The organism is Agromyces hippuratus (assembly GCF_013410355.1).
In the GTDB taxonomy this organism is placed as follows: domain Bacteria; phylum Actinomycetota; class Actinomycetes; order Actinomycetales; family Microbacteriaceae; genus Agromyces; species Agromyces hippuratus.
This window is the reverse complement of the sequence record NZ_JACCFI010000001.1, coordinates 1,714,786-1,735,078: the sequence shown is the minus strand read 5'-3', so window position 1 is coordinate 1,735,078 and position 20,293 is coordinate 1,714,786. Positions and strand designations below refer to the sequence as shown.

Below are 20,293 nucleotides of genomic sequence, written 5' to 3'. Positions count from 1 at the left end.
GGTCATCCTTCCTCTTCCTTGCGCATCGCGCGAGCGGCGTTGACGCTGCCGTCGATGCGGGATGCCGCGGCCGCCGCAGCGATCGTCACGAGCAGGCTGCCCGCGAGCACCGCGGTGATGAGCCAGGGGTCGAGCGTCACGGCCGGCTGGGCGTCGCCGTCGGTGAACGCACGCAGGTCGATGCCCGCGAGCACGACGAACGGCAGGGCGATGCCGAGCAGGGCGCCGGCGACGAGCGCGATGACGGCCACCGGACCGATCTCCCAGACGACGAGCGCCCGCTCGCCGCGACGGCCCAGGCCGAGCGTCGAGAGCAGCGGCAGCAGTCGGTCGCGGGCGGGGCGCCCGACCACGAGGGTCAGCACGATCGCGAGCGCCGTGAGCAGGCTCGCGAGCACGATCGCGACCACGAGCGAGATCACCAGGCCACGCGTGGTGGGGCGTTCGCGCAATTCGGTGAGCAGCCCGTCGGGCGTGACGACCACGGCGTCCTCGCCGGCGATCTCGGCGAGGGCGGCGGTGATCTCGTCGGCTTCGGCGGCGGAGGTGCCCTCGTCGAACCGCACGAGCACGGTGCGCGGCACGAGGGTCGCGGTGAACGGCTTCGCGTTCGCGACGTCCATGAGCACCCAGTTCGTGCGAGGCGAGTAGGCGGTGCGGCCGTCGACCACGCCGACCACTTCGAAGTCGTCGCCGTCGAGGTTGGCGGAGTCGGCGCCCGAGACGAAGTCCGCGACCGGCTTCGAGAGCACCACCGGAACGCCTTCCGCCTCGGTCGCGCCGAGTTCGGCGGGAAGCGGTGTGGCCGCGTCGCGGCCCTGCTGCACCTTCCGCATCTCGGCGCTGTCGACGACGATGAGGGTCGAGGTGCGGCCGCGCCCGTCGGCGGTGACCTTGGTGGGCTTGGCCGAGTACACGGGTGCGGTCGCCGCGACGCCGGGCACGGCCGCGAACTGGTCGAGCTGTTCGAGGGTGAACGGGGTGCCGCCGACCGATGCGTCGGCGCCCACCTGCGCATCGGCGGCCCGCTCGACGCCCGCCTGCACCGTGCCGAGCAGCACCGAGGAGAACACGGTCACCGAGACGCCGACGACGACGGCGAGCACGGGCACGAGCCCGGCGGAGGGGTCGCGCAGTGCCCGTGCCGAGCCGAGGAACGGCACGAGGTCGGCGCGACGGGACGTGCTGCGCACGAGGGCCGCGAGGGGGATCGGGTAGACCCGCAGCACGACGAGGCACGCGAGCAGCGAGAGCAGGAGGGGCACCGCCGCGAGCAACGGGTCGACGCCGGTCGCGGCGGTCGAGGTGGCCAGGCCGCGGCGGTACAGCAGCACGACGGCGGTGACGGCGAGCACCGCGACGAGCACCTCGGCCATCCAGCGGAAGCGCCCGGTGCTCGGCCGGCCGAGGTCGGAGCGTGCCCTGCGCAGCGGGCTGAGACCCGGCGCGGCCGCGACGAGCAGTGCCATCGGGGTCAGCGCGAAGAGCGCGGCGATCGCCCACCCGACCGGGCCGGCGTCGGCGGCGACGAGGAGGGTGCCGAGGAGACCCCCGACGATCGCGGCGGGCACGCCGATGGCCAGTCCCTCGAGCGCGAGGATGCCGCGGAGCTGGCCGGGAGACGCACCCCGGGCGGCGGCGAGCTCGAGGCCGGTGCGTCGTCGTTCGAACACCACCCTGGCTCCGAGCACGAGCACGGCGACCATCACGCCGATCGGTCCGGAGGCGATCGTGGCCAGCACGGCATCGCTCGCACTCGCGGCGACGGCCGCGTCGTTCAATGCGTCGGGGAGCCCGCTCGCGAAGGCGACCTCGCCGACGGTCGCGAACCAGTACTCCCAGGAGCCGCTGCCGAGCACGAACACCTGGCTCATGAACTGGTCGACCTGCGTCACGAGTTCGGCCGAGTCGGCGGAGCGGATGCGGTCGGGCAGCACTGGGAACCACACGTCCATCGTCGTCGGCAGGTCGGACTCCTGCAGCGCCGCCCACGAGACCGGGTCGGCGAACCCGAGACCCGTGACCTCGATGTTGCCTTCCGGGGTGAACGCGACGGACGGTTCGAGTGCCACCGGCGGCACGTGCGTCCAGAAGCCGTCGTCGGGGTCGGTCGCCGCGAAGGTGCCGACCAGTCGCACGTCCTGCGGATTCGTGCCGACCGGGATCGAGCGGCTCTCGCCCGGCACCCACGCCATCTCCTCGGCGACGGCGTCGGCGAGCACGATCTCGAGCGGGGTGCTGCCCGGAACCGGGTCGGTCAGGGCGGCCGGCCACTGTCCGCCGGTCAGCGTGAGGTGCTCGCGGATCCTCGGATCGAACGCGGTGAACAGCTGGTACGAGTTCGAGCCTGCCGCGGCGCCCGCGACACCGGCGATCGTCGGGCCGGCGACGAGCGCGGAGAGCGGCTCGCCCGTGACGCGCGTCAGCAGCTCGGGCATGCTCGGGCGGATGTCGAGCAGGTGCTGCTCCTGGGCGCCCCAGACCGCATCGATCTCGGGTTCGAGGGTCGTCTCGCCGCTCGAGCCGCCGAGCTCGGGCAGGTTGCGGCTGGAGGCGACGAGATCGATCTCGCGTGCCGGGAACTGCTCGAGCGACTGCTCGAGCGCCGCGGTGTGCATCGCGGCGACCGCGCGGGGCACGCCCGTGGCGAGCAGCGCGCCGGCGAGCACGAGCAGCGCGAGCATGACCGACGCGACCGGTCCGGCGAGGAACTGCCGTCGCAGGAGGCCGGCGGTGCTGAGCCGCGAATGACGGGTCGGGGTCATCCCTCCTCCTGCCTGAGACCGGGGCGCGAGGCGATGCGCCGAACGGATGCCGCGGCGCCGACGGCGATCGCCGCGGCGAGCAGGAGGAACACCGCGATGCCGATGAGCCACGGTGCCAGGTCGACGCCGAACTCGACCGGGACGACGGCCGGCACGCCGGCGACGGCGGCCCGCGCGAGTTCGCGCGCGGTGAGCAGGGCCGTGGCGAAGCCGACGAGCGTGCCGATCACGACCGCGGTGCCGAGCGTCACGGCCAGTTCGGCGAGGCGGGCTCGGGACTGCGTGCGTGCGGGAACGCCGAGCGCGCGGAGCACGACGATCTCGCCGAGGCGGCTGCCGCCGAGCGCGGCGACGAGGGCCACGACCGAGATGAGCGCGAAGAGCAGGGCGCCCGCGGCGCCGATCCAGAGCGCGGCGATCGCCGGTGCGATGAACGCGGCCGACGAGGACGCCGACCTGGCGTCGGCGATGACCGACGAACCGTGCTCGCGATCGAGTTCGGCGGCGAGCAGGTCGGGGTCGGAGGTCGCGATCCACCGCTCCCCGAACGCCGGAACCCCTGCACCCGAGTCGAACGTGTACCGCTCGAAGGCCGCGAGGTCGGCGAGCACGCCGTCGTCGCCCGCCGTGGGCACCACGGGGAGCACCCCCGCCACGACGGCGTCGACCTCGGCGCCGCCGTCGAGCACCCGGAACGCGAATCGGCCGCCGACCTCCGCGGAGATCCGCTCGGCGAGGTCGGTGCTGAGCACGACGGGCAACGGGTCGCTTCCGCCGCCGGCGAGCGTCGCCCGCGCGTTGGGCGCCTTGGAGGTGAGGACGTGTTCGGGCTCGATCTCGAATCCGGGTCCGGCGACGCTCGTGCCGTCGAGCGAGATCGGACCGAACGAGACGAGCACGTCGACGCCCGAAGCGCCGTTGAGCGAGGCGCCGAGGCCGATGAAGCGGAGGCCTTCGGCAGCGGGCGCGTCGAGGCGCACCGGCCCGCCGCCCGCCGCGACGTCGACGGACACCGGGGCAGTCGGCGTCGCCGCGCCCTCCTCCGTGAGGAACCATGCGGACACGGCAACGGACCCGCCCGTGCCTGCGGGCGCGTCGAGCGCGACGGCGACGTCGAGGGTCGTGGTGCCGTTCGGCAGCACCGGGCCGGCCGCGACGGCCGATTCCTCGAGTGCGGCGGCGGCGTCGGCCGCCCCCGTGCCCGGTGCGATGCGGTCGGCGGCCCCGCTCGGCAGCGCCACCACGGTCGCCCGGTCGGAGCCGATCCGCACCTCGCCGCGGTAGACCGGGCCGGCTGCCGTGATGCCCGCGACGTCGTCGAAGCCGTCGTCGAGCGCCAACTGGTCGGGACCCTGCACGACGTCGCGGCCCGCGTACGACACGCGCACCTCGCCGCCGGTGGCGAGCGTGGAAGCGGTGCGGTCGATGGCCTGCCATGAGCCGGCGAAGGCGGCGGACAGCGTGAGTCCGGCGACGGCGAGCATCGTGACGAGGGATGCCGCCGAGTACAGGGAAGCCCGTCGCGCGAGCTGGCGCATCGGCAACGACGGCACCAGTCCGGGGCGGGCGGCGGCGAGCCGCTCGAACAGGGCGTCGATCGGCCGCGTGAGCCAGAGCGCCGCGAGCGCGAGGGCGACCAGCACGAGCATCGGTGCGAGCACGGCGATCGGGTCGACCTCGATCGCGCCCGATGCGCTCGCGACGAGCGGCGACCCGTACAGCCGGAACTGCCAGAGCGCGACGGCGGCGAGCACGACGAGCAGCACGCCGCCTCCGGTGGCGAGGCCGCGCGCCACGCGGCCGACCTCGTCGCCCGCACCGCGAACGACGGGTCGACGCGCATCGAGCCAGGCACGACCCGCAACCACGATCAGGGTGCCGACGAGCACCACGGATGCCACGACCGCCGCGGTGCCCTGATCGCGGGTCTCGCCCGGGCGGGTCGCCATGAGCAGGGCCTCCGCGCCTGCGGCGCCGATGATCGCCGCTGGAATCCCGAGCGCGAGCACTTCGATGGCGGTGTCGCGGGCGAGGCGCCCGGCGGAGGCGCCACGGGCGCGGAGCAGCACCGTCTCACCGCGTCGGGCGGCACCGAGCAGCGTCGACAGCCGTGTGAGGGCGGCGAAGCCGGTGAAGGCGAGGAGCAGGAGCGGCAGCGGGGCGATGGCCCGCACCGCACCGAGGCCCGCCAGGAGCCGCGAGAGCGTCGTGTCGAGGCCGCCGAGCGCGCTCAGTCCGTCGGTGCCGATGGCGGGCTCGGCGCGGAGCGCCGGTTCGACGTCGGGCAGTTCGGCTCGGAGCAGACGCGCCGAGTCGGGGGTCACGGCGGCGGGGTCGACGAGCGCGGTCCACCGCACGACGATCGCCGCAGGGAGGGCGAGCGCGGACGCCTCGGCCACGAGGAACGGACCGGCGCCGTCGGTGGCGGCCCCCGTGGCGATGATGCCCTCGCCGAACCACGCGGGGTCGCTCGGCTCGAGCGGCAGCCAGGTGCCGACGACGAGCAGGCGCCTCGCCGAATCGCCGGCGAGTTCGACGACGTCGCCGGACGCCAGGCCGAGCGCTTCGGCGGCAGCGGCGTGGAGGGTCGCCGGCACGGCGCCCTCGGCGTCGGCCGCCCCGATCGCCTCCGGCGCCTCTGGCCAGCTCCCGTCGACGAGTTCGGACCGCCCCGCCGCCCCGGGGTCGGCCAGAAGCACCGCGCCGAACGCCGTGCCGTCGCTCGTCGCGTCGACCGGCGCGGTCTCGATGCTGCGGCTCCATGAGGCATCGAACGGGGTGATCATGCGATCGAGCACGGATGCCGCGGCATCCGCCTGGGCTTCGGGGTCCTGCGCGACGCGGATCTGCCAGCGCGCCGCACCCGCCGTGCCCTGCACCGAGGCGAGGCTGCTGCGCAGGCCGCTCGTCGAGGAGCCCGCGAGCGAGTCGATGACGGCGGTGGAGAGGCCGGAGAGCAGGAGGACGACCGCGGCGATCGAGGCGAGCACGCCGACACGGGCGTTCGCGCGGGCGAACGCTGTCCGTGCCGCTCCCACGCGCGCTCCTCGTCGGTCGGGTCGCACGCGCGGCGGCATAGGGGCCGGGATGGACGGCGTGATCGGGGGGACGCCGTCGTCGCCCGCGCAGCGAACGAATCCGCACAGCCTATCCCCGTGGTGGGTCTTGCGCGCTACCCGCACGAGCCCATATTCTGTAGGGCTGGCCGAGGAGTGAGTTCCGACCGGCCTCGAGGGTTCGAGACGATGACGCAGGAGGACACCATGCAGACAGAAACCGACGCCCGCACGATTGCGGCTTCCGGCTCTGCCCGCCCGGCGTACCTCTTCGGGCTCGCCGGGTAGACCGCCCGTAGTTCGCCACCGAACACATCGCGCAGGCTCCGCCTGCTCCGCGGTTTCACGCGTTCTCGCGATCCGCGGCTTCCTCCCTCCTTCCTTTCGCCGACCGGCCCTTCTGCGGGCGCTCGGTGCTCCCATCCCGATTGGAACCCGGCTGTGTCCGTATCCCTGCAAACGCCGACCGCACCCGACGCGCCCGAACCCGCGTCGCAGCCCCCTCGACTCAGCACCGTCCGCGCGCTCTGGCGACTGCGCGAGTACGCCGGTCCCGCCATGCCGGCGTTCGCCGGCAGCATGGCCGCGGCCCTCGTCGCCCAGCTCATCGCGCTGACGATCCCGCAGGTGCTGCAGCAGATCGTCGACGGTCCGCTCGCGAACCAGGAGGCCGACGCGGTCCTGCCGCTCGCGCTGCTCGTCTTCGTGCTCGGAGCCGTCGAGGCGATCCTCTTCGCGATCCGGCGCTGGCTCGTGGTCGGCCCCGGCACCAAGGTCGAGGCGCGCATGCGCAACGCCCTGTACGCGAAGCTGCAGGACCTTCCGGTGAGCTTCCACGATCGCTGGCCGAGCGGCCAGCTGCTCTCCCGAGCGGTCAGCGACCTCGGCCTGATCCGTCGGTGGCTGTCGTTCGGCCTCGTGCTGACCGGGGCCAACGTCGTCATCATCGTGGTCGGCGTCGGCATCCTGATGTCGATGAACTGGTTCCTCGGGCTCATCTTCCTCGTCTGCTCGCTGCCGTTGTGGTGGGCGGGCTGGCGCTTCGAGGGGCGGTACTCCGAGATGTCGCGGCTCAGCCAGGACCAGGCGGGCGACCTCGCGACCGCGGTCGAGGAGTCGGTGCACGGCATCCGCGTGCTGAAGGCGTTCGGCCGGGGCAAGCACGCCCTCTCGACCTTCCGCGCGCAGGCCGAGTCGCTGCGCAGCACCGAGATCGAGAAGGCGCGCCTCGACGCGAACATCTGGGTGTGGATCATGGTCGTGCCCGCGATCGCCCTGTCGATCTGCCTCGTGGTGGGCGTCTGGCTGGCGTCGCAGGGCCAGCTCAGCGTCGGCGAGCTCGTCGCGTTCTTCGCGACGGCGACGGTGCTCGCCTGGCCGATCGAGTCGATCGGCTTCATGCTGGCGTTCGCGCTCGACGCGCGCACCGCGACCGACCGGTTCTTCGACATCCTCGACAGCGAGAACACGATCGTCGACCCCGCCGAGCCGCGTACGCTCGAGCGGCCGCGAGGCGAGCTCGCGTTCAGCGACGTGCACTTCCGCTACCAGGACTCGCCGGAGCGATTCGGCGACCTGCTCGACGGCGTCGACCTCGTGCTGCTGCCCGGGGAGACGATGGCGCTCGTCGGCCTCACGGGCTGCGGCAAGACGACGATGACCGCGCTCACCACACGGCTCTACGACGTCACCGCCGGCTCGGTGACCCTCGACGGCGTCGACGTGCGCGCCTTCAGCCGCGACGAGCTGCGCACCCACATCGCCATGGCGTTCGAGGACGCCACGCTCTTCAGCGCCTCGGTCAGGGACAACGTGCTGCTCGGACGGCCGGAACTGGCGGGCGACGAGCCGTCGGTGCGGGCCGAGGCCGATCGCGTGCTGGACGAGGCGCTGCGCATCGCCCAGGCGGGCTTCGCCTACGAGTTGCCCGACGGGCTCGACACGAAGGTCGGCGAGGAGGGCATGAGCCTCTCGGGCGGCCAGCGGCAGCGGCTCGCGCTCGCGCGCGCGGTCGCGGCCAAGCCCGCGGTGCTCGTGCTCGACGACCCGCTCTCGGCGCTCGACGTCGCGACCGAGGCGCGGGTCGAGGCCGAGCTCCGTTCGGTGCTCGCCTCGACCACCGCGCTCATCGTGGCGCACCGGCCCTCGACGGTCATGCTGGCCGACCGGGTCGCCCTGCTCGAGCAGGGGCGGGTGACGGCGGTCGGCACGCACTCCGAGCTCCTCCGCGAGAGCGAGCACTACCGCTTCGTCATCACGAGCCTCGAAGACGACGAGCGCAGAAGCACCGGTGTCGATGCCGTCGACGTCGACACCACGATCCGAGAGGAGGCCGCATCATGAGCGTCACCGGTGTGCAGGGCGAAGAACGCCAGGACTACTCGAAGGCCGAATCCGCGCAGATCCGCGCTCGTTCGCGGCGCCTGCTCGGGTCGCTGCTCGCTCCGCAGAAGGCGCGGCTCTGGTGGACGGCGGTCGCCATCATCATCTCGTCGGCCGCCCAGGTCGCCGGCCCGGCACTCATCGGGTACGGCATCGACCAGGGCATCCCGGCGCTCATGGAGCAGAACTGGTTCCCGGTCGCGTTCGCGGGCATCGCCTACCTGCTGACCGGGCTCGCGGGCGCGTTCCTCATCTCGGTGTACATCCGTCAGTCGGCGCGCATCAGCCAGGCGGTGCTGATCGACCTCCGCACGCGGGTGTTCCTGCACACGCAGAAGCTCTCGCTCGAGTTCCACGAGTCCTACACCTCGGGGCGCATCATCTCGCGGCAGACGAGCGACCTCGACGCGATCCGCGAGCTCATGGACGAGGGGCTGACGCTGCTCGTGCGCGGCCTCATGTACATGGTGTTCACCGGCGTCATGCTCGTCATCGTCGACGCCCCGTCGGCACTCGTGCTGCTCGTCGCGCTGATCCCGCTCGGCATCCTCACCCGGTGGTTCCAGGTGCGCTCGCAGCAACTGTTCCGGCGGTCGCGCGTGGCGTCGGCCAAGCTCATCGTGCAGTTCGTCGAGACCATGACCGGCATCCGCGCCGTGCAGGCCTTCCGCAAGCAGCGTCGCAACGAGACGGAGTTCGGCGAGCTCGTCGAGGACTACCGCGACGTGAACGCCAAGGTGCTCGGCCTCTTCGCCGTCTACAACCCGGGGCTCGCCCTCATCGGCAACACCGCGGTGGCGGCCACCCTCGTGCTCGGCGGATTCCGGGTCGTCGACGGTGCGATGGGCGTCGGCGTGCTGCTCTCGGTCGTGCTCTACACGAAGCGTTTCTTCGACCCGATGGAGGACATGGCGATGTTCTACAACGGGTACCAGTCGGCCTCGTCGGCCCTCGAGAAGATCTCGGGCGTGCTCGAGGAGGAGCCGAGCGTGCCCGATCCGGTGAGGCCGGTCGACCTCTGGAACGCGGAGGGTCGCGTGCGCTTCGACAGCGTCGAGTTCGCCTACACGAAGGACCGCGTCATCCTGCCGCGCTTCGATCTCGACGTGCCGGCGGGGCAGACCATCGCCCTCGTCGGGTCGACGGGAGCGGGCAAGTCGACGCTCGCGAAACTCATCGCGCGCTTCTACGACCCGAGCGACGGGGCGGTCACCCTCGACGGCGTCTCGCTCACCGACCTGCACCCGAAGGACCTCCGGCGCGCGATCGTCATGGTCACGCAGGAGGCGTACCTCTTCTCGGGATCGGTGGCCGACAACATCGCGCTCGGCAAGCCCGACGCGTCGTTCGACGAGATCGTGCGCGCGGCGATGGCGGTCGGTGCGCACGAGTTCATCGAGGGTCTGCCGAACGGCTACGACACCGACGTGAACAAGCGCGGCGGGCGGGTCAGCGCCGGCCAGCGGCAGCTCATCTCGTTCGCGCGGGCGTTCCTCGCGAACCCCGCCGTGCTCATCCTCGACGAGGCGACCTCCTCGCTCGACATCCCGAGCGAGCGGCTCGTGCAGGAGGGGCTGACCAAGCTCCTCGCCGACCGCACCGCGGTGATCATCGCGCACCGGCTGTCGACGGTCGCGATCGCCGACCGGGTGCTCGTGATGGAGCACGGGCGCATCGTCGAAGACGGGTCGCCGGCCGATCTCATCGCCGGTACGGGCCATTTCGCGGCGATGCACGCGGCCTGGCGCGACTCGCTGGTCTGAGCCGAATCATCCAGTCTGACGGCGTGCGGGGGTGCCCGCCTCGGGGCACCCCCTGAATTGGGCGCGCGGCGGGTGCCCCGCGCGCGATACGCTCGCGACAGGCGGGCACACCGCCAAGGTTGAGCCTGCCTTGGGTTTGGAGGAGACATGGAGACGCCCGAACGTCCCCTTCGCGTCGCGATCGCCGACGATGCGCTCCTCCTGCGCGAGGGCATCGCGAAGGTGCTCGTCGACGGAGGCCTCGAGGTCGTCGCCTCGGTCGGCACGGGCGTCGAGCTGCTCGAGGTCGCCGCACGCGGCGGGCTCGACGCGGCGGTGCTCGACATCAGGATGCCGCCGAGCTACCGCGACGAGGGCATCCTCGCGCTCGAGGAGATGCGCGCACAAGGCTCGACGATCGGCGTGCTGCTGCTGTCGATGTACGCGACGCCCGAGTACGCGCTACGGGTGATGGGCGCGGGCAGCGGCACCGGGTACCTCCTGAAGGAGCGCGTCTCCGAGCCCCAGACCCTCGTGCGCGCCGTCGAGACGGTCGCCTCCGGCGGCTCGGTCGTCGACCCCGAGGTCGTCGAGCAGCTCGTGCAGCGCACGCGCGCCGACGACCCGCTCTCGCGCCTCACCGAGCGCGAGCGGTCGGTGCTCGAGCTCATGGCCCAGGGCTACTCCAACGGCGGCATCGCGCAGACGCTCTTCCTCGGACTGAAGACCGTCGAGACGCACGTGCGCTCCATCCTGCAGAAACTCGACCTCGAGGAGTCGCCCGAGCACCACCGCAGGGTGCTCGCGGTACTGACGCTCCTCGGCGCGAGGTGATGGCACCCGGCCGCAAGGGCCGGATCATCAGGCGCTCGATCGTCATCGCGCTCGTCGTCGCCGCGAGCCTCACGATGGAGATCACAGGGTTCATCGCGACTCCCGATGCGCTGCGGCGCGAGGTGTCGTGGACGACGCTGCACGCGATCGTGCCGCTCGTGTTCGCCGCATGCGCCGGCGTGGCGTGGGCCATCGGCCCCTCGCGCCTGCCGGCCCGCCTCATGGTCGCCTTCCCGCTCGTGTGGATCCCGCTCTCCTTCCTCCGCGTCATCGAGCACGTCGCCTGGCTCTGGCCCTTCGTCTACGGCGTGCACCTCTGGTGGGCGGTGCTCACCGGCATCCTCGTGCTGCTCTACCCCCGCGGCCGCCTGATCGACGGCGTCGACCGCTGGATCGCGAGCATCGCGCTCGTCACCTCGGTCGCCTACCTGATCGGCGTGCTGCTGCTCGGCCAGCCATCGCCCGAGGTCTGCGACTGCACCGCCAATCCCTACCTCGTCGCCGACGCACCCGGCGTGTTCGCGATCTTCGACGTCGGCTACCGCGCCATCGGCGTGCTGCTCGCGATCGTCATCGCCGTGCGACTGCTCGTGCGGTGGGTGCGCGGCAGCGTGCCGGCCCGCACCGTCGCGTTCCTCATGCCGATCGCCCTGATCGCCTGGGTGATCACCCTCGCGACCCAGGCCGCGGCGTACGCCTCGGGCAGCGCCGATCTCGTGCTCGACACGGTCTCGCTCGTGGCGATCGCCTCGATCCCCGTCAGCTTCGTCGCCGGCATCTCGCATGCGCGCAACATGCGCGCCCGCGTCGCCGACCTCATGCGCATCACGCGAGAGGGCGCCGACCGGGGGCTCTGGGCGGAGTCCCTCGCCCGCACCCTGCGCGACGCCTCCGTCCGCGTCTACTGGTGGGACGAGGAGCGAGCCAGGTATGCGGATGCCTCGGGGGAGCCGCTCGACGAAAGCTCCGCCGCCCGGCGCAGCGACCACGGCCTGCTGCCCGTCTCCTCGCCGACCGGCATGCCCATCGCCGTCATCCGCCACGACCGGGTGCTCACCGACAACATGCGCCTGCTCGACGGCGTCTCGAGCGCACTGCGGCTCTCGGTCGACAACGGTCGGCTGCGGTCCGAGATCGAGCGCACCCTCGAACAGGTGCGCCAGTCGCGGAGCCGGATCCTCGAAGCCGGCGACGAGGCGAGGCGCCGCATCGAGCGCGACCTGCACGACGGGGCGCAGCAGCACCTCGTCTCCCTCGGCATGCGCCTGCGCCTCGCGGCGAACCAGGCCCGCGACCGCGGGGTCGAGCCGCTCGGGGTCGAACTCGACGGCACGATCATGATGCTGAACCAGGCACTCAAGGAGCTTCGCGAGCTCGCCCACGGCATCCACCCCTCGCTGCTGTCGTCGGGCGGGCTCGCGCTCGCCGTGCCCGAGCTCGCGGGCCGCTGCCCCGTGCCGGTCGAGATCGACGTGCAGCCCGAGGGGCGCCTGCCCGAGGTGGTCGAGTCGACGGCGTACTTCGTGGTCTCCGAGGCGCTCGCGAACGTCGCGAAGCACGCGCAGGCGACCCGGGGCTGGGTGCGCGCCGCCCTCATCGACGGCGAACTCGAGCTCGTGGTGCGCGACAACGGGGTTGGCGGAGCCTCACCTGACGGCAGCGGCATGCTGGGCATCGCCGACCGCGTCGATGCCGTCGGTGGACGTTTCCGCCTCGAGAGCCCGCCGGGGGCGGGCACGACGATCACCATCCGGATCCCGCTCGGCCGGTTCGCCACCGCCTGACGAGGTGATGCGGTGATCGGTCGCGCAGCGCCGACGGATCCCGGTCAGGCGCGCCAGCGGCACGCCGCGAGGTCGATGCGGTAGCCGTCGTCGTCGGACGTGGGGCGCAGCGGCGTGCCCTCGGCGACGTAGTGCCGGCGGGCCCGTTCGGCATGCCCGGCGGGCGGGCGACCGCCCGCGCGCACGACCCGCCACCACGGCACGTCGCCGCCGGAGCGCGCCATCACCTGTCCGACGGCGCGCGCGCCGCGCGAGCCGAGCAGTGCCGCGACATCGCCGTAGGTCGCGACCTGCCCCGCGGGGATGTCGGCGACGACCACGAGCACGGCCTCGACGAACCCCTCGGCGTGCTGCTGCGGCATCCGCTGCGCCTGATCGCTCGGGTGCGGGTCAGAGTTCGAGCGCGCCGATGACGTCGCCGTACGCGGTCTCGCCGATGTCGGTGAAGCCGATGCGGTGGAAGAACGCCTCGGGGCCCTCTTCGCCCGGCTCCCACAGCACGGTGATGCGGTTGAAGCCGCGGTGCTTGGCCTCTTCGGCGAGCGCCGTCGCGAGGAAACGGCCGACGCCCTTGCCCTGCACCTCGGCGTCGACGTTGATGCGCCAGATGCAGGCCCGGAACTCCTCGTGCTCGTTCTCGGGGTCGAAGTTGCCGTGGATGAAGCCGACGACGCGATCCTCGAGGAGCGCGACGCGCTGCCACGCGGTGGCGGGATTCACGACGGACGACTCGGCCGAGTACGTGACCGGGGCGATGAACTGCTCCTGGCCGGGCTTGAGCGACAACGAGTTCGCCGCCACGATGTTCGACGCCGACAGATCTTCCAGTCTCAGCTCAGCCATGCGCCAAGGCTAACCCGTGGGGCCGCCGCGTCGGTAGCCGAGAGGCAACAAAGACGCGCTGCCGGCCCCCGCGCCGCGCCGCTGATAGTCTCTCGCGGGTTGTCGGTCATCGGAGGAAGCGGGAAGTCATGCGTCGAGGGTTCATGTGGTCGGGTCTGGTGATCGCCTCGGCGATCCTGCTGAGCGGATGCGCATCGAGCGCCGAGTCGGCGCCGACCGCCGAGCCGACCGCCGCGGCGCCCGACGTCTCGGCCGCTGACCGGCTGCCGACCGCCGAGGACCTGCCGGACGGCTGGGTCGCGCAGCCGGACGTCGAGTCCGAACCGACCGACGATGCGGACGACGCCCAGGCGGCGGACGACTCGCGCGGCGTGTGCGGCGGCGACTTCTCTGGCGGCGTGTCGGTCGAGCCCGACGCCTCGCGGATGTTCGACCTCGAGTGGATGGCCGCCCAGCTCTCGGTCTCGATCGTGCAGGACTCCGATGAGGACTGGCAGGCGCTCGTCGAGCAGATCGCCGAGGACGGCGCCGAGTGCGACGGACCGGTGAGCCTCGCCGACCTCAGCGACCCCGATTCGGGCGTCGTCGTGCTGCTCGCCGACACGGGCGGGACGACGCCCGACCACCTCACCTACAGCCTGATCACCGATGGGGACGACCTGCTCGTCGTGGGCACCTACTCGACGGTGCAGCTCCAGCGCGCCATGATCGACGAACTGCTCGCGGACATCCGCGCCAAGGCCGGGATCTGAGCGGTCGCGCACGCCGGAAGTGCCCGGGAATCTCTCGATGTCGAGATATTCGGGCGACGCGGTAAGCTGGCAGACGGCGTGTCCGACCGCCCGCACACTTCCCCGTTTCCCCCAGTAGATCCAAGGAGAGACCCTCTTGTCCAAGATCAAGGTTGAAGGCACCGTCGTCGAACTCGACGGCGACGAGATGACGCGCATCATCTGGCAGGCCATCAAAGACACGCTCATCCACCCGTACCTCGACGTGAACCTCGAGTACTACGACCTCTCGATCCAGAAGCGCGACGAGACCGACGACCAGATCACGATCGACGCGGCGCACGCCATCCAGAAGCACGGCGTCGGCGTCAAGTGCGCGACGATCACGCCCGACGAGGCGCGCGTCGAGGAGTTCGGCCTGAAGAAGATGTGGAAGTCGCCGAACGGCACGATCCGCAACATCCTGGGCGGCGTCATCTTCCGCGAGCCGATCATCATCTCGAACATCCCGCGCCTCGTGCCGGGCTGGAACAAGCCGATCATCATCGGCCGTCACGCCTTCGGCGACCAGTACCGCGCCACCGACTTCCTCTTCAAGGGCGAGGGCACCCTCTCGGTCTCGTTCACCCCGAAGGACGGCGGCGAGCCGCAGCAGTTCGAGGTCTACCAGTCCCCGGGCGACGGCATCGCGCAGGTGCAGTACAACCTCGACGCCTCGATCCGCGACTTCGCCCGCGCTTCGCTGAACTACGGCCTCTCGCGCAACTACCCGGTGTACCTCTCGACGAAGAACACGATCCTCAAGGCGTACGACGGCCGCTTCAAGGACATCTTCCAGGAGATCTTCGACACCGAGTTCAAGGAGCAGTTCGACGCCGCCGGCCTCACCTACGAGCACCGTCTCATCGACGACATGGTCGCCTCGGCCATGAAGTGGGAGGGCGGCTACGTCTGGGCGTGCAAGAACTACGACGGCGACGTGCAGTCCGACACCGTCGCGCAGGGCTTCGGCTCGCTCGGCCTCATGACCTCGGTGCTCGCCACTCCCGACGGCAAGGTCGTCGAGGCCGAGGCGGCGCACGGCACCGTGACGCGCCACTACCGCCAGCACCAGGCCGGCAAGCCGACCTCGACGAACCCGATCGCCTCGATCTTCGCCTGGACGCGCGGCCTCGCGCACCGCGGCAAGCTCGACGGCAACCAGGAGCTCATCGAGTTCGCCGCGACCCTCGAAGACGTCGTCATCACGACCGTCGAGTCGGGCGCCATGACGAAGGACCTCGCGCTCCTCGTCGGCCCCGAGCAGGGCTACCAGACGACCGAGGAGTTCCTCGCGACGCTGGCTGACAACCTGAAGGCGCGCATCGCCGCGTAGTCGAGACGCCTCGCGACGGGGGTCGGATGCCAATGGCATCCGGCCCCCGTTCCGTTTCCGTCGCCCGCTCGGCAGCGTGCCCGAATCGCGCTCACCCGGGGCGGGGGAGTGACCGGGCGGGCGAACGAGGGGAGGATGGACGCATGGCACGCCTTCTGAAGCTCGCCCGCAGGTACTGGGTCGTCACCCTCACGCTCGGCATCGGTCTGCTCGGCATCGTGCTCGCCCTCGCCGGGGCGGGCGCCGCCGTGCCGTGGATCTTCAGCGTCTACGCCCTCGGCGTCGCGGTCTGGCAGGCCGTCGGCATGGTTCGCGACATCCTGCGCGGGCATTGGGGCCTCGACATCCTCGCGGTCACCGCGATCGTCGCGACGGTCGCCGTCGGCGAGTACGTCGCCGCGCTCCTCGTCGTGCTCATGCTCACGGGCGGGGCCGCGCTCGAGGACTATGCCAACCGCCGCGCGAAGCGCGAGCTCGACGCGCTCCTCACGCGCTCGCCGCAGCACGCGCATCGCATGGAGGGCGACGCGATCGTCGACGTGCTCGCGGCCGACGTGCAGATCGGCGACGTGCTGCTCGTGCGGCCGAGCGAGATCGTGCCGGTCGACGCGACGTTGCGTTCGCACGAGGCGAGCTTCGACGAGTCCTCGATCACGGGGGAGTCGGTGCCCGTCGAGAAGCACACGGGCGACCTCGTGCTGAGCGGCTCGATCAACGGTCAGTCCGCGGTCGAGGTCGTCGCCGCGGCATCCGCCGCTGACAGCCAGTACCAGCAGATCGTTGCCCTCGTGACCGAAGCCGCCGAGTCGAAGGCCCCGGTCGTGCGGCTGGCCGATCGCTACGCCGTGCCGTTCACGGTGTTCTCGCTCGCGCTCGCCGGGGTGGCGTGGTGGGTCTCGGGCGACCCCGTGCGCTTCGCCGAGGTGCTCGTGCTCGCCACGCCGTGCCCGCTGCTCATCGCGGCGCCCGTCGCCTTCATCGGCGGCATGAGCCGCTCCGCGAGGAACGGCGTGATCGTGAAGGGCGGGGGCGTGCTCGAGCAGCTCGCCGCGGCGAAGACCGCCGTCTTCGACAAGACCGGCACGCTCACGTACGGCGCGCCGACGCTCGTCGCGATCCGCCCGGAACCGGGCTTCGGCGAAGACGAGCTGCTCGCAGCGGTCGCCTCGGCCGAGCAGTACTCCTCCCATGTGCTCGCGACGTCGATGATCGAGGCGGCGAAGCATCGCGGTCTGCCGCTCGTCGAGGCCGAGTGGGCGCGCGAGGCCGCGACGAACGGCGTGACGGCGAAGCTCGGCGAGCGCGAGGTCGTCGTCGGCAAGTTCGCGTTCGTGCAGGAGCACGCGCCTGGCGCCGAACGCACCGGCATCGCACCGGGCGAGCTCGCGGTCTACGTCGCCGTCGACGGGCGCTTCGCGGGGGCGATCCTCTCGAGCGACCGCCTGCGCGACAACGCGAAGGCCACGCTCGTGCGCCTGGACGAGCTCGGCGTGCACCAATCGATGATGCTCACCGGCGACGCGAAGGCGACCGCCGACCACATCGCCGCCGAGCTCGGCATCACGAGGGTGCGTGCCGACTGCCTGCCAGCCGACAAGGTCGCCGAGGTCGCGGCGATCGCCGAGCGGCCGGTCATCATGGTCGGCGACGGCGTGAACGACGCGCCGGTGCTCGCCGCGGCCGACGTCGGCATCGCGATGGGGGCGAAGGGCGCGACGGCGGCGAGCGAGTCGGCGTCGGCGGTGATCCTCGTCGACGACATCTCGCGCACGGCGAAGGCGGTCGAGATCGGCCGCGACACGGTGCGCATCGCGTTGCAGAGCATCTGGCTCGGCATCATCGTGAGCATCGGGCTGATGCTCATCGCCGCGTTCGGCGTGATCCCCGCGACGATCGGCGCCCTCCTGCAGGAGGTGGTCGACCTCGTGACGATCCTCGCGGCGCTCCGGGCGATCGGGGGCCGGCTCGACGCGAAGTCGGAGGCATCGGACCGGCGCATCCGCTCCCTGGTCACAACTCGGTAACGCCACGACGAAATCGCGGCGAACACTTGCGAAGGGTTTGTTCGTAAGGTTTACTAACAAACGTGACTGCAACGGATGCACGGCGAGGCCCGATCACGGAGCCGACGCCCCTCACCTCCCCGGTGGCATCCGAACTGCGCGCCGCGGCCACGCCCGGCGCCGTCATCTTCGGCCGCTCGCGCGCCCTCCGCCCCACCGGCAAGGTGCTGCCCGAGCACGCCCGCACCCACAACCGCGCACTCGTGCTGCAGACCCTCTACTCGGCCGGCGCGCAGAGCCGAGCGGATGTCGCGCGCGAGACCGGTCTCACCCGGGTCACGATCTCCGACCTCGTCGCCGACCTCATCGCAGAGGGCCTCGTGATCGAGCTCGGGCAGCGCGAAGACGTCCGCCCCGGCAAGCCGGCCACGCTCATCGACGTCGACCGCGAGGCGTTCCACATCATCGGCGTCGACCTCTCGGAGCACGAGGTGTTCCGCGGTGCGGTGGTCGGCCTCGACAGCCAGATCATCGATCGCGACGAGGTCTGCCGCGACGGCGCCACCGGCGAGTCGGCCGTGCTCCTCGTCGAGGCGCTCGTCGAGCGCCTGCTCGCCCGCACCTCGACCCCGGTGCTCGGCATCGGCATCGGTTCGCCCGGTGTCGTCGACCCGCACGGGGTCGTGCGCTCGGCCCCGAACCTCGGCTGGAGCGACGTCGCCCTGCAGGCCCGTCTCGCCGCACGCTTCGCGCTGCCCGTGCACGTCGCCAACGATGCGAACGTCGCCGTGCTCGCCGAGCACGGCTCCTCCGATCAGGACGACCTGCTGCTCGTCAAGGTCGGCCACGGTGTCGGCGCCGGCCTGATCATCGGCGGACGACCGGTCGTCGGGGGCGGCTTCGCGGCCGGCGAGATCGGGCACGTCGTCGTCGGCACCGACGGCGGTCCCCGCTGCGCCTGCGGCAGGGACGGATGCCTCGAGGCATGGGTGGCCGCACCGCGGCTGACCGCGCAGCTCGCCGAACTCGGCGGCACCGGCGCCGCGGCATCCGCTCGTGACGACATCCTCCGCGAGGCAGGCCGACGACTCGGCATCGTGCTCGCACCCGTGGTCGGCGCACTGAACCTCTCCGAGGTCGTGTTGAGCGGCCCGGCACAACTGCTTGACGGCGTGTTCCACGAGGCCGCCGTCGACACGCTCCGGAAGCGGACGATGACGGAATTCAACCGTGATCTGAGGCTCCGGATGTCCGAGCAGGCGGAGGACATCGTCCTTCGCGGCGCGGCCGTCATGGTCCTTTCCGGACAACTCGGGGTCACCTAGCTGACCCGCCATCCGGACGTGTTCACCCGAACCGGTTCCGGCGCACCACACCCCAACCAAGAGAAGGAAACCGCAATGAAGAGGAAGTACGCTGCCGCGGCGATCGCAACCGCCGCCGCACTCGTTCTCGCCGGTTGCAGCTCGACCGGCGAGCCTGCCGACGACGGGTCTGCAGATGGCCAGAACATCACGCTCTGGCTGATGGGCGGCGACACGCCCGACGCGCTGCGCGACTACCTGAAGTCCGAGTACGCAGACGCCACCGGTGGCAAGCTGACGATCGAGGAGCAGGGCTGGGGCGACGCGGTCGCGAAGCTCACCACCGCGCTTCCCGACGCCGCGAACACCCCCGATGTCACCGAGATCGGCAACACCTGGTCGCCGACGTTCACGAACGCGGGCGCCTTCACCGATCTCTCCGACATGTACGACGAGCTCGGCGGCGACAAGCTGCTGAAGTCGTTCGTCGAGGTCGGCGAGGTCGACGGTGCCCAGTACGCGCTGCCGTACTACTTCGGTTCGCGCTACAACTTCTACCGCAAGGACATCTGGGACGCCGCGGGCAAGACCGTTCCCACCACGCTCGACGAGTTCGGGGAGACCGTCACGTCGCTCCGCACCGACGCGCAGTCGGGCTTCTACATCGGCGGCTCCGACTGGCGCAACGGCATCTCGTGGATCTTCGCCAACGGCGGCGAGCTCGCGGTGAAGGACGGCGACAAGTGGGTCAGCGCCCTCTCGTCCGACGAGTCGGTCAAGGGTCTCGAGCAGTTCCAGGCCCTCTTCACGGGTGCCTCGAACGCGCCCGTCACCGAGTTCGACAGCACCCCGTGGGTGAACATCAACAACAACGACGCCACCGGCAAGCCCGAAGCCGCCACGATCATCGCTCCCGGATGGGCGCACTGGTCGATCGGCGACCTCGCTCCGGACCCCGCTGACTCGACCAAGACGATCGCGACGTGGAACGACGACGTCTTCGGCACCTTCGTGCTCCCCGGCGTCGACGGCGGCGTCGCCCCGGTCTTCGCAGGTGGATCGAACATCGCCGTGTCGGCGGCCAGCAAGAACCAGGCCGGCGCCAAGGAACTCATGAAGATCATCTTCTCCGAGGAGTACCAGACGATGCTCGGCGAGAACGGGCTCGGCCCGGCCAACCTCGACTACGCGTCGAGCCTCGGTGACGACCAGTTCGCGAAGGCGCTCATCGAGTCGGCCGCCGGCTCGAAGCTGACCCCTGCCGCTCCCGGTTGGGCAGCGGTCGAGGGTGCCGGCATCCTCGAGGAGTTCTTCGGCAAGGTCTCGGGCGGCGGCGACGTCGCCGACCTCGCTGCCGAGTACGACGAGAAGCTGAACGAGCTCCTCAACTAGCACCGAGCGGATGCCGCGGCATCCGCAACCTGCAACACGCGGGGCCGCGGGCGAGTCTTCGCCCGCGGCCCCACCCATGAAG

Annotated in this window: 13 protein-coding genes; 9 read left to right on the top strand and 4 right to left on the bottom strand. The window is 71.5% G+C overall.

Translation table 11 applies throughout. The features are described 5' to 3' along the window. Positions 1-2: 2 nt before the first annotated feature. Positions 3-2,765, bottom strand: a complete 2,763-nt coding sequence (locus BJY17_RS08075) for an FtsX-like permease family protein (RefSeq protein ID WP_179550904.1) — start codon at positions 2,763-2,765, stop codon at positions 3-5. Continuing rightward, positions 2,762-5,803, bottom strand: a complete 3,042-nt coding sequence (locus BJY17_RS08070) for a hypothetical protein (RefSeq protein ID WP_179550903.1) — start codon at positions 5,801-5,803, stop codon at positions 2,762-2,764. Before BJY17_RS08070 ends, BJY17_RS08075 begins: the two co-directional genes overlap by 4 nt. Before the next feature lie 576 nt (positions 5,804-6,379). Between BJY17_RS08070 and BJY17_RS08065 the strand changes: the two genes are divergently transcribed. The 4 genes from BJY17_RS08065 (at position 6,380) to BJY17_RS08050 (ending at position 12,563) form a co-directional block, all read left to right on the top strand. Then, positions 6,380-8,164, top strand: a complete 1,785-nt coding sequence (locus BJY17_RS08065) for an ABC transporter ATP-binding protein (protein ID WP_179552779.1) — start codon at positions 6,380-6,382, stop codon at positions 8,162-8,164. Continuing rightward, positions 8,161-9,966 (top strand): ABC transporter ATP-binding protein, encoded by a 1,806-nt coding sequence (locus BJY17_RS08060; protein WP_179550902.1) that lies wholly within the window; start codon positions 8,161-8,163, stop codon positions 9,964-9,966. Before BJY17_RS08065 ends, BJY17_RS08060 begins: the two co-directional genes overlap by 4 nt. A gap of 147 nt (positions 9,967-10,113) precedes the next feature. Then, positions 10,114-10,779, top strand: a complete 666-nt coding sequence (locus BJY17_RS08055) for a response regulator transcription factor (protein ID WP_179550901.1) — start codon at positions 10,114-10,116, stop codon at positions 10,777-10,779. Further along, a complete protein-coding gene (locus BJY17_RS08050; protein ID WP_179550900.1) occupies positions 10,779-12,563 on the top strand; it encodes a sensor histidine kinase in 1,785 nt (594 codons plus the stop codon). The genes BJY17_RS08055 and BJY17_RS08050 overlap by 1 nt, the downstream gene beginning before the upstream one ends. Before the next feature lie 44 nt (positions 12,564-12,607). Here BJY17_RS08050 and BJY17_RS08045 read toward each other — a convergent pair whose 3' ends face one another. Both BJY17_RS08045 and BJY17_RS08040 read right to left on the bottom strand, forming a co-directional pair. Next, positions 12,608-12,925, bottom strand: coding sequence for an MGMT family protein (locus BJY17_RS08045; RefSeq protein ID WP_179550899.1), 318 nt, complete (start codon positions 12,923-12,925; stop codon positions 12,608-12,610). Positions 12,926-12,953: 28 nt separating this feature from the next. Further along, positions 12,954-13,406: a GNAT family N-acetyltransferase gene (locus tag BJY17_RS08040; RefSeq protein WP_179550898.1), complete on the bottom strand. Its 453-nt coding sequence runs from the start codon at positions 13,404-13,406 to the stop codon at positions 12,954-12,956. Positions 13,407-13,534: 128 nt separating this feature from the next. Between BJY17_RS08040 and BJY17_RS08035 the strand changes: the two genes are divergently transcribed. The 5 genes from BJY17_RS08035 to BJY17_RS08015 all read left to right on the top strand — a co-directional run bounded on the left by BJY17_RS08035 (position 13,535) and on the right by BJY17_RS08015 (position 20,211). Continuing rightward, positions 13,535-14,158, top strand: a complete 624-nt coding sequence (locus BJY17_RS08035) for a hypothetical protein (RefSeq protein ID WP_179550897.1) — start codon at positions 13,535-13,537, stop codon at positions 14,156-14,158. A 136-nt stretch (positions 14,159-14,294) separates the two neighbouring features. Then, positions 14,295-15,512 (top strand): NADP-dependent isocitrate dehydrogenase, encoded by a 1,218-nt coding sequence (locus tag BJY17_RS08030; RefSeq protein WP_074260180.1) that lies wholly within the window; start codon positions 14,295-14,297, stop codon positions 15,510-15,512. A gap of 143 nt (positions 15,513-15,655) precedes the next feature. After that, the gene (locus BJY17_RS08025; RefSeq protein WP_179550896.1) at positions 15,656-17,536 is read left to right on the top strand and encodes a heavy metal translocating P-type ATPase; all 1,881 of its coding nucleotides are present in this window, start codon (positions 15,656-15,658) and stop codon (positions 17,534-17,536) included. Positions 17,537-17,658: 122 nt separating this feature from the next. Next, on the top strand, positions 17,659-18,840 hold the full coding sequence (locus BJY17_RS08020; protein ID WP_376866735.1) for an ROK family transcriptional regulator: 1,182 nt from the start codon (positions 17,659-17,661) through the stop codon (positions 18,838-18,840). Between the two features lie 75 nt (positions 18,841-18,915). Continuing rightward, complete coding sequence (locus BJY17_RS08015) at positions 18,916-20,211, top strand: extracellular solute-binding protein (protein WP_179550895.1); 1,296 nt, start codon at positions 18,916-18,918, stop codon at positions 20,209-20,211. The last annotated feature ends 82 nt before the right edge of the window (positions 20,212-20,293 follow it).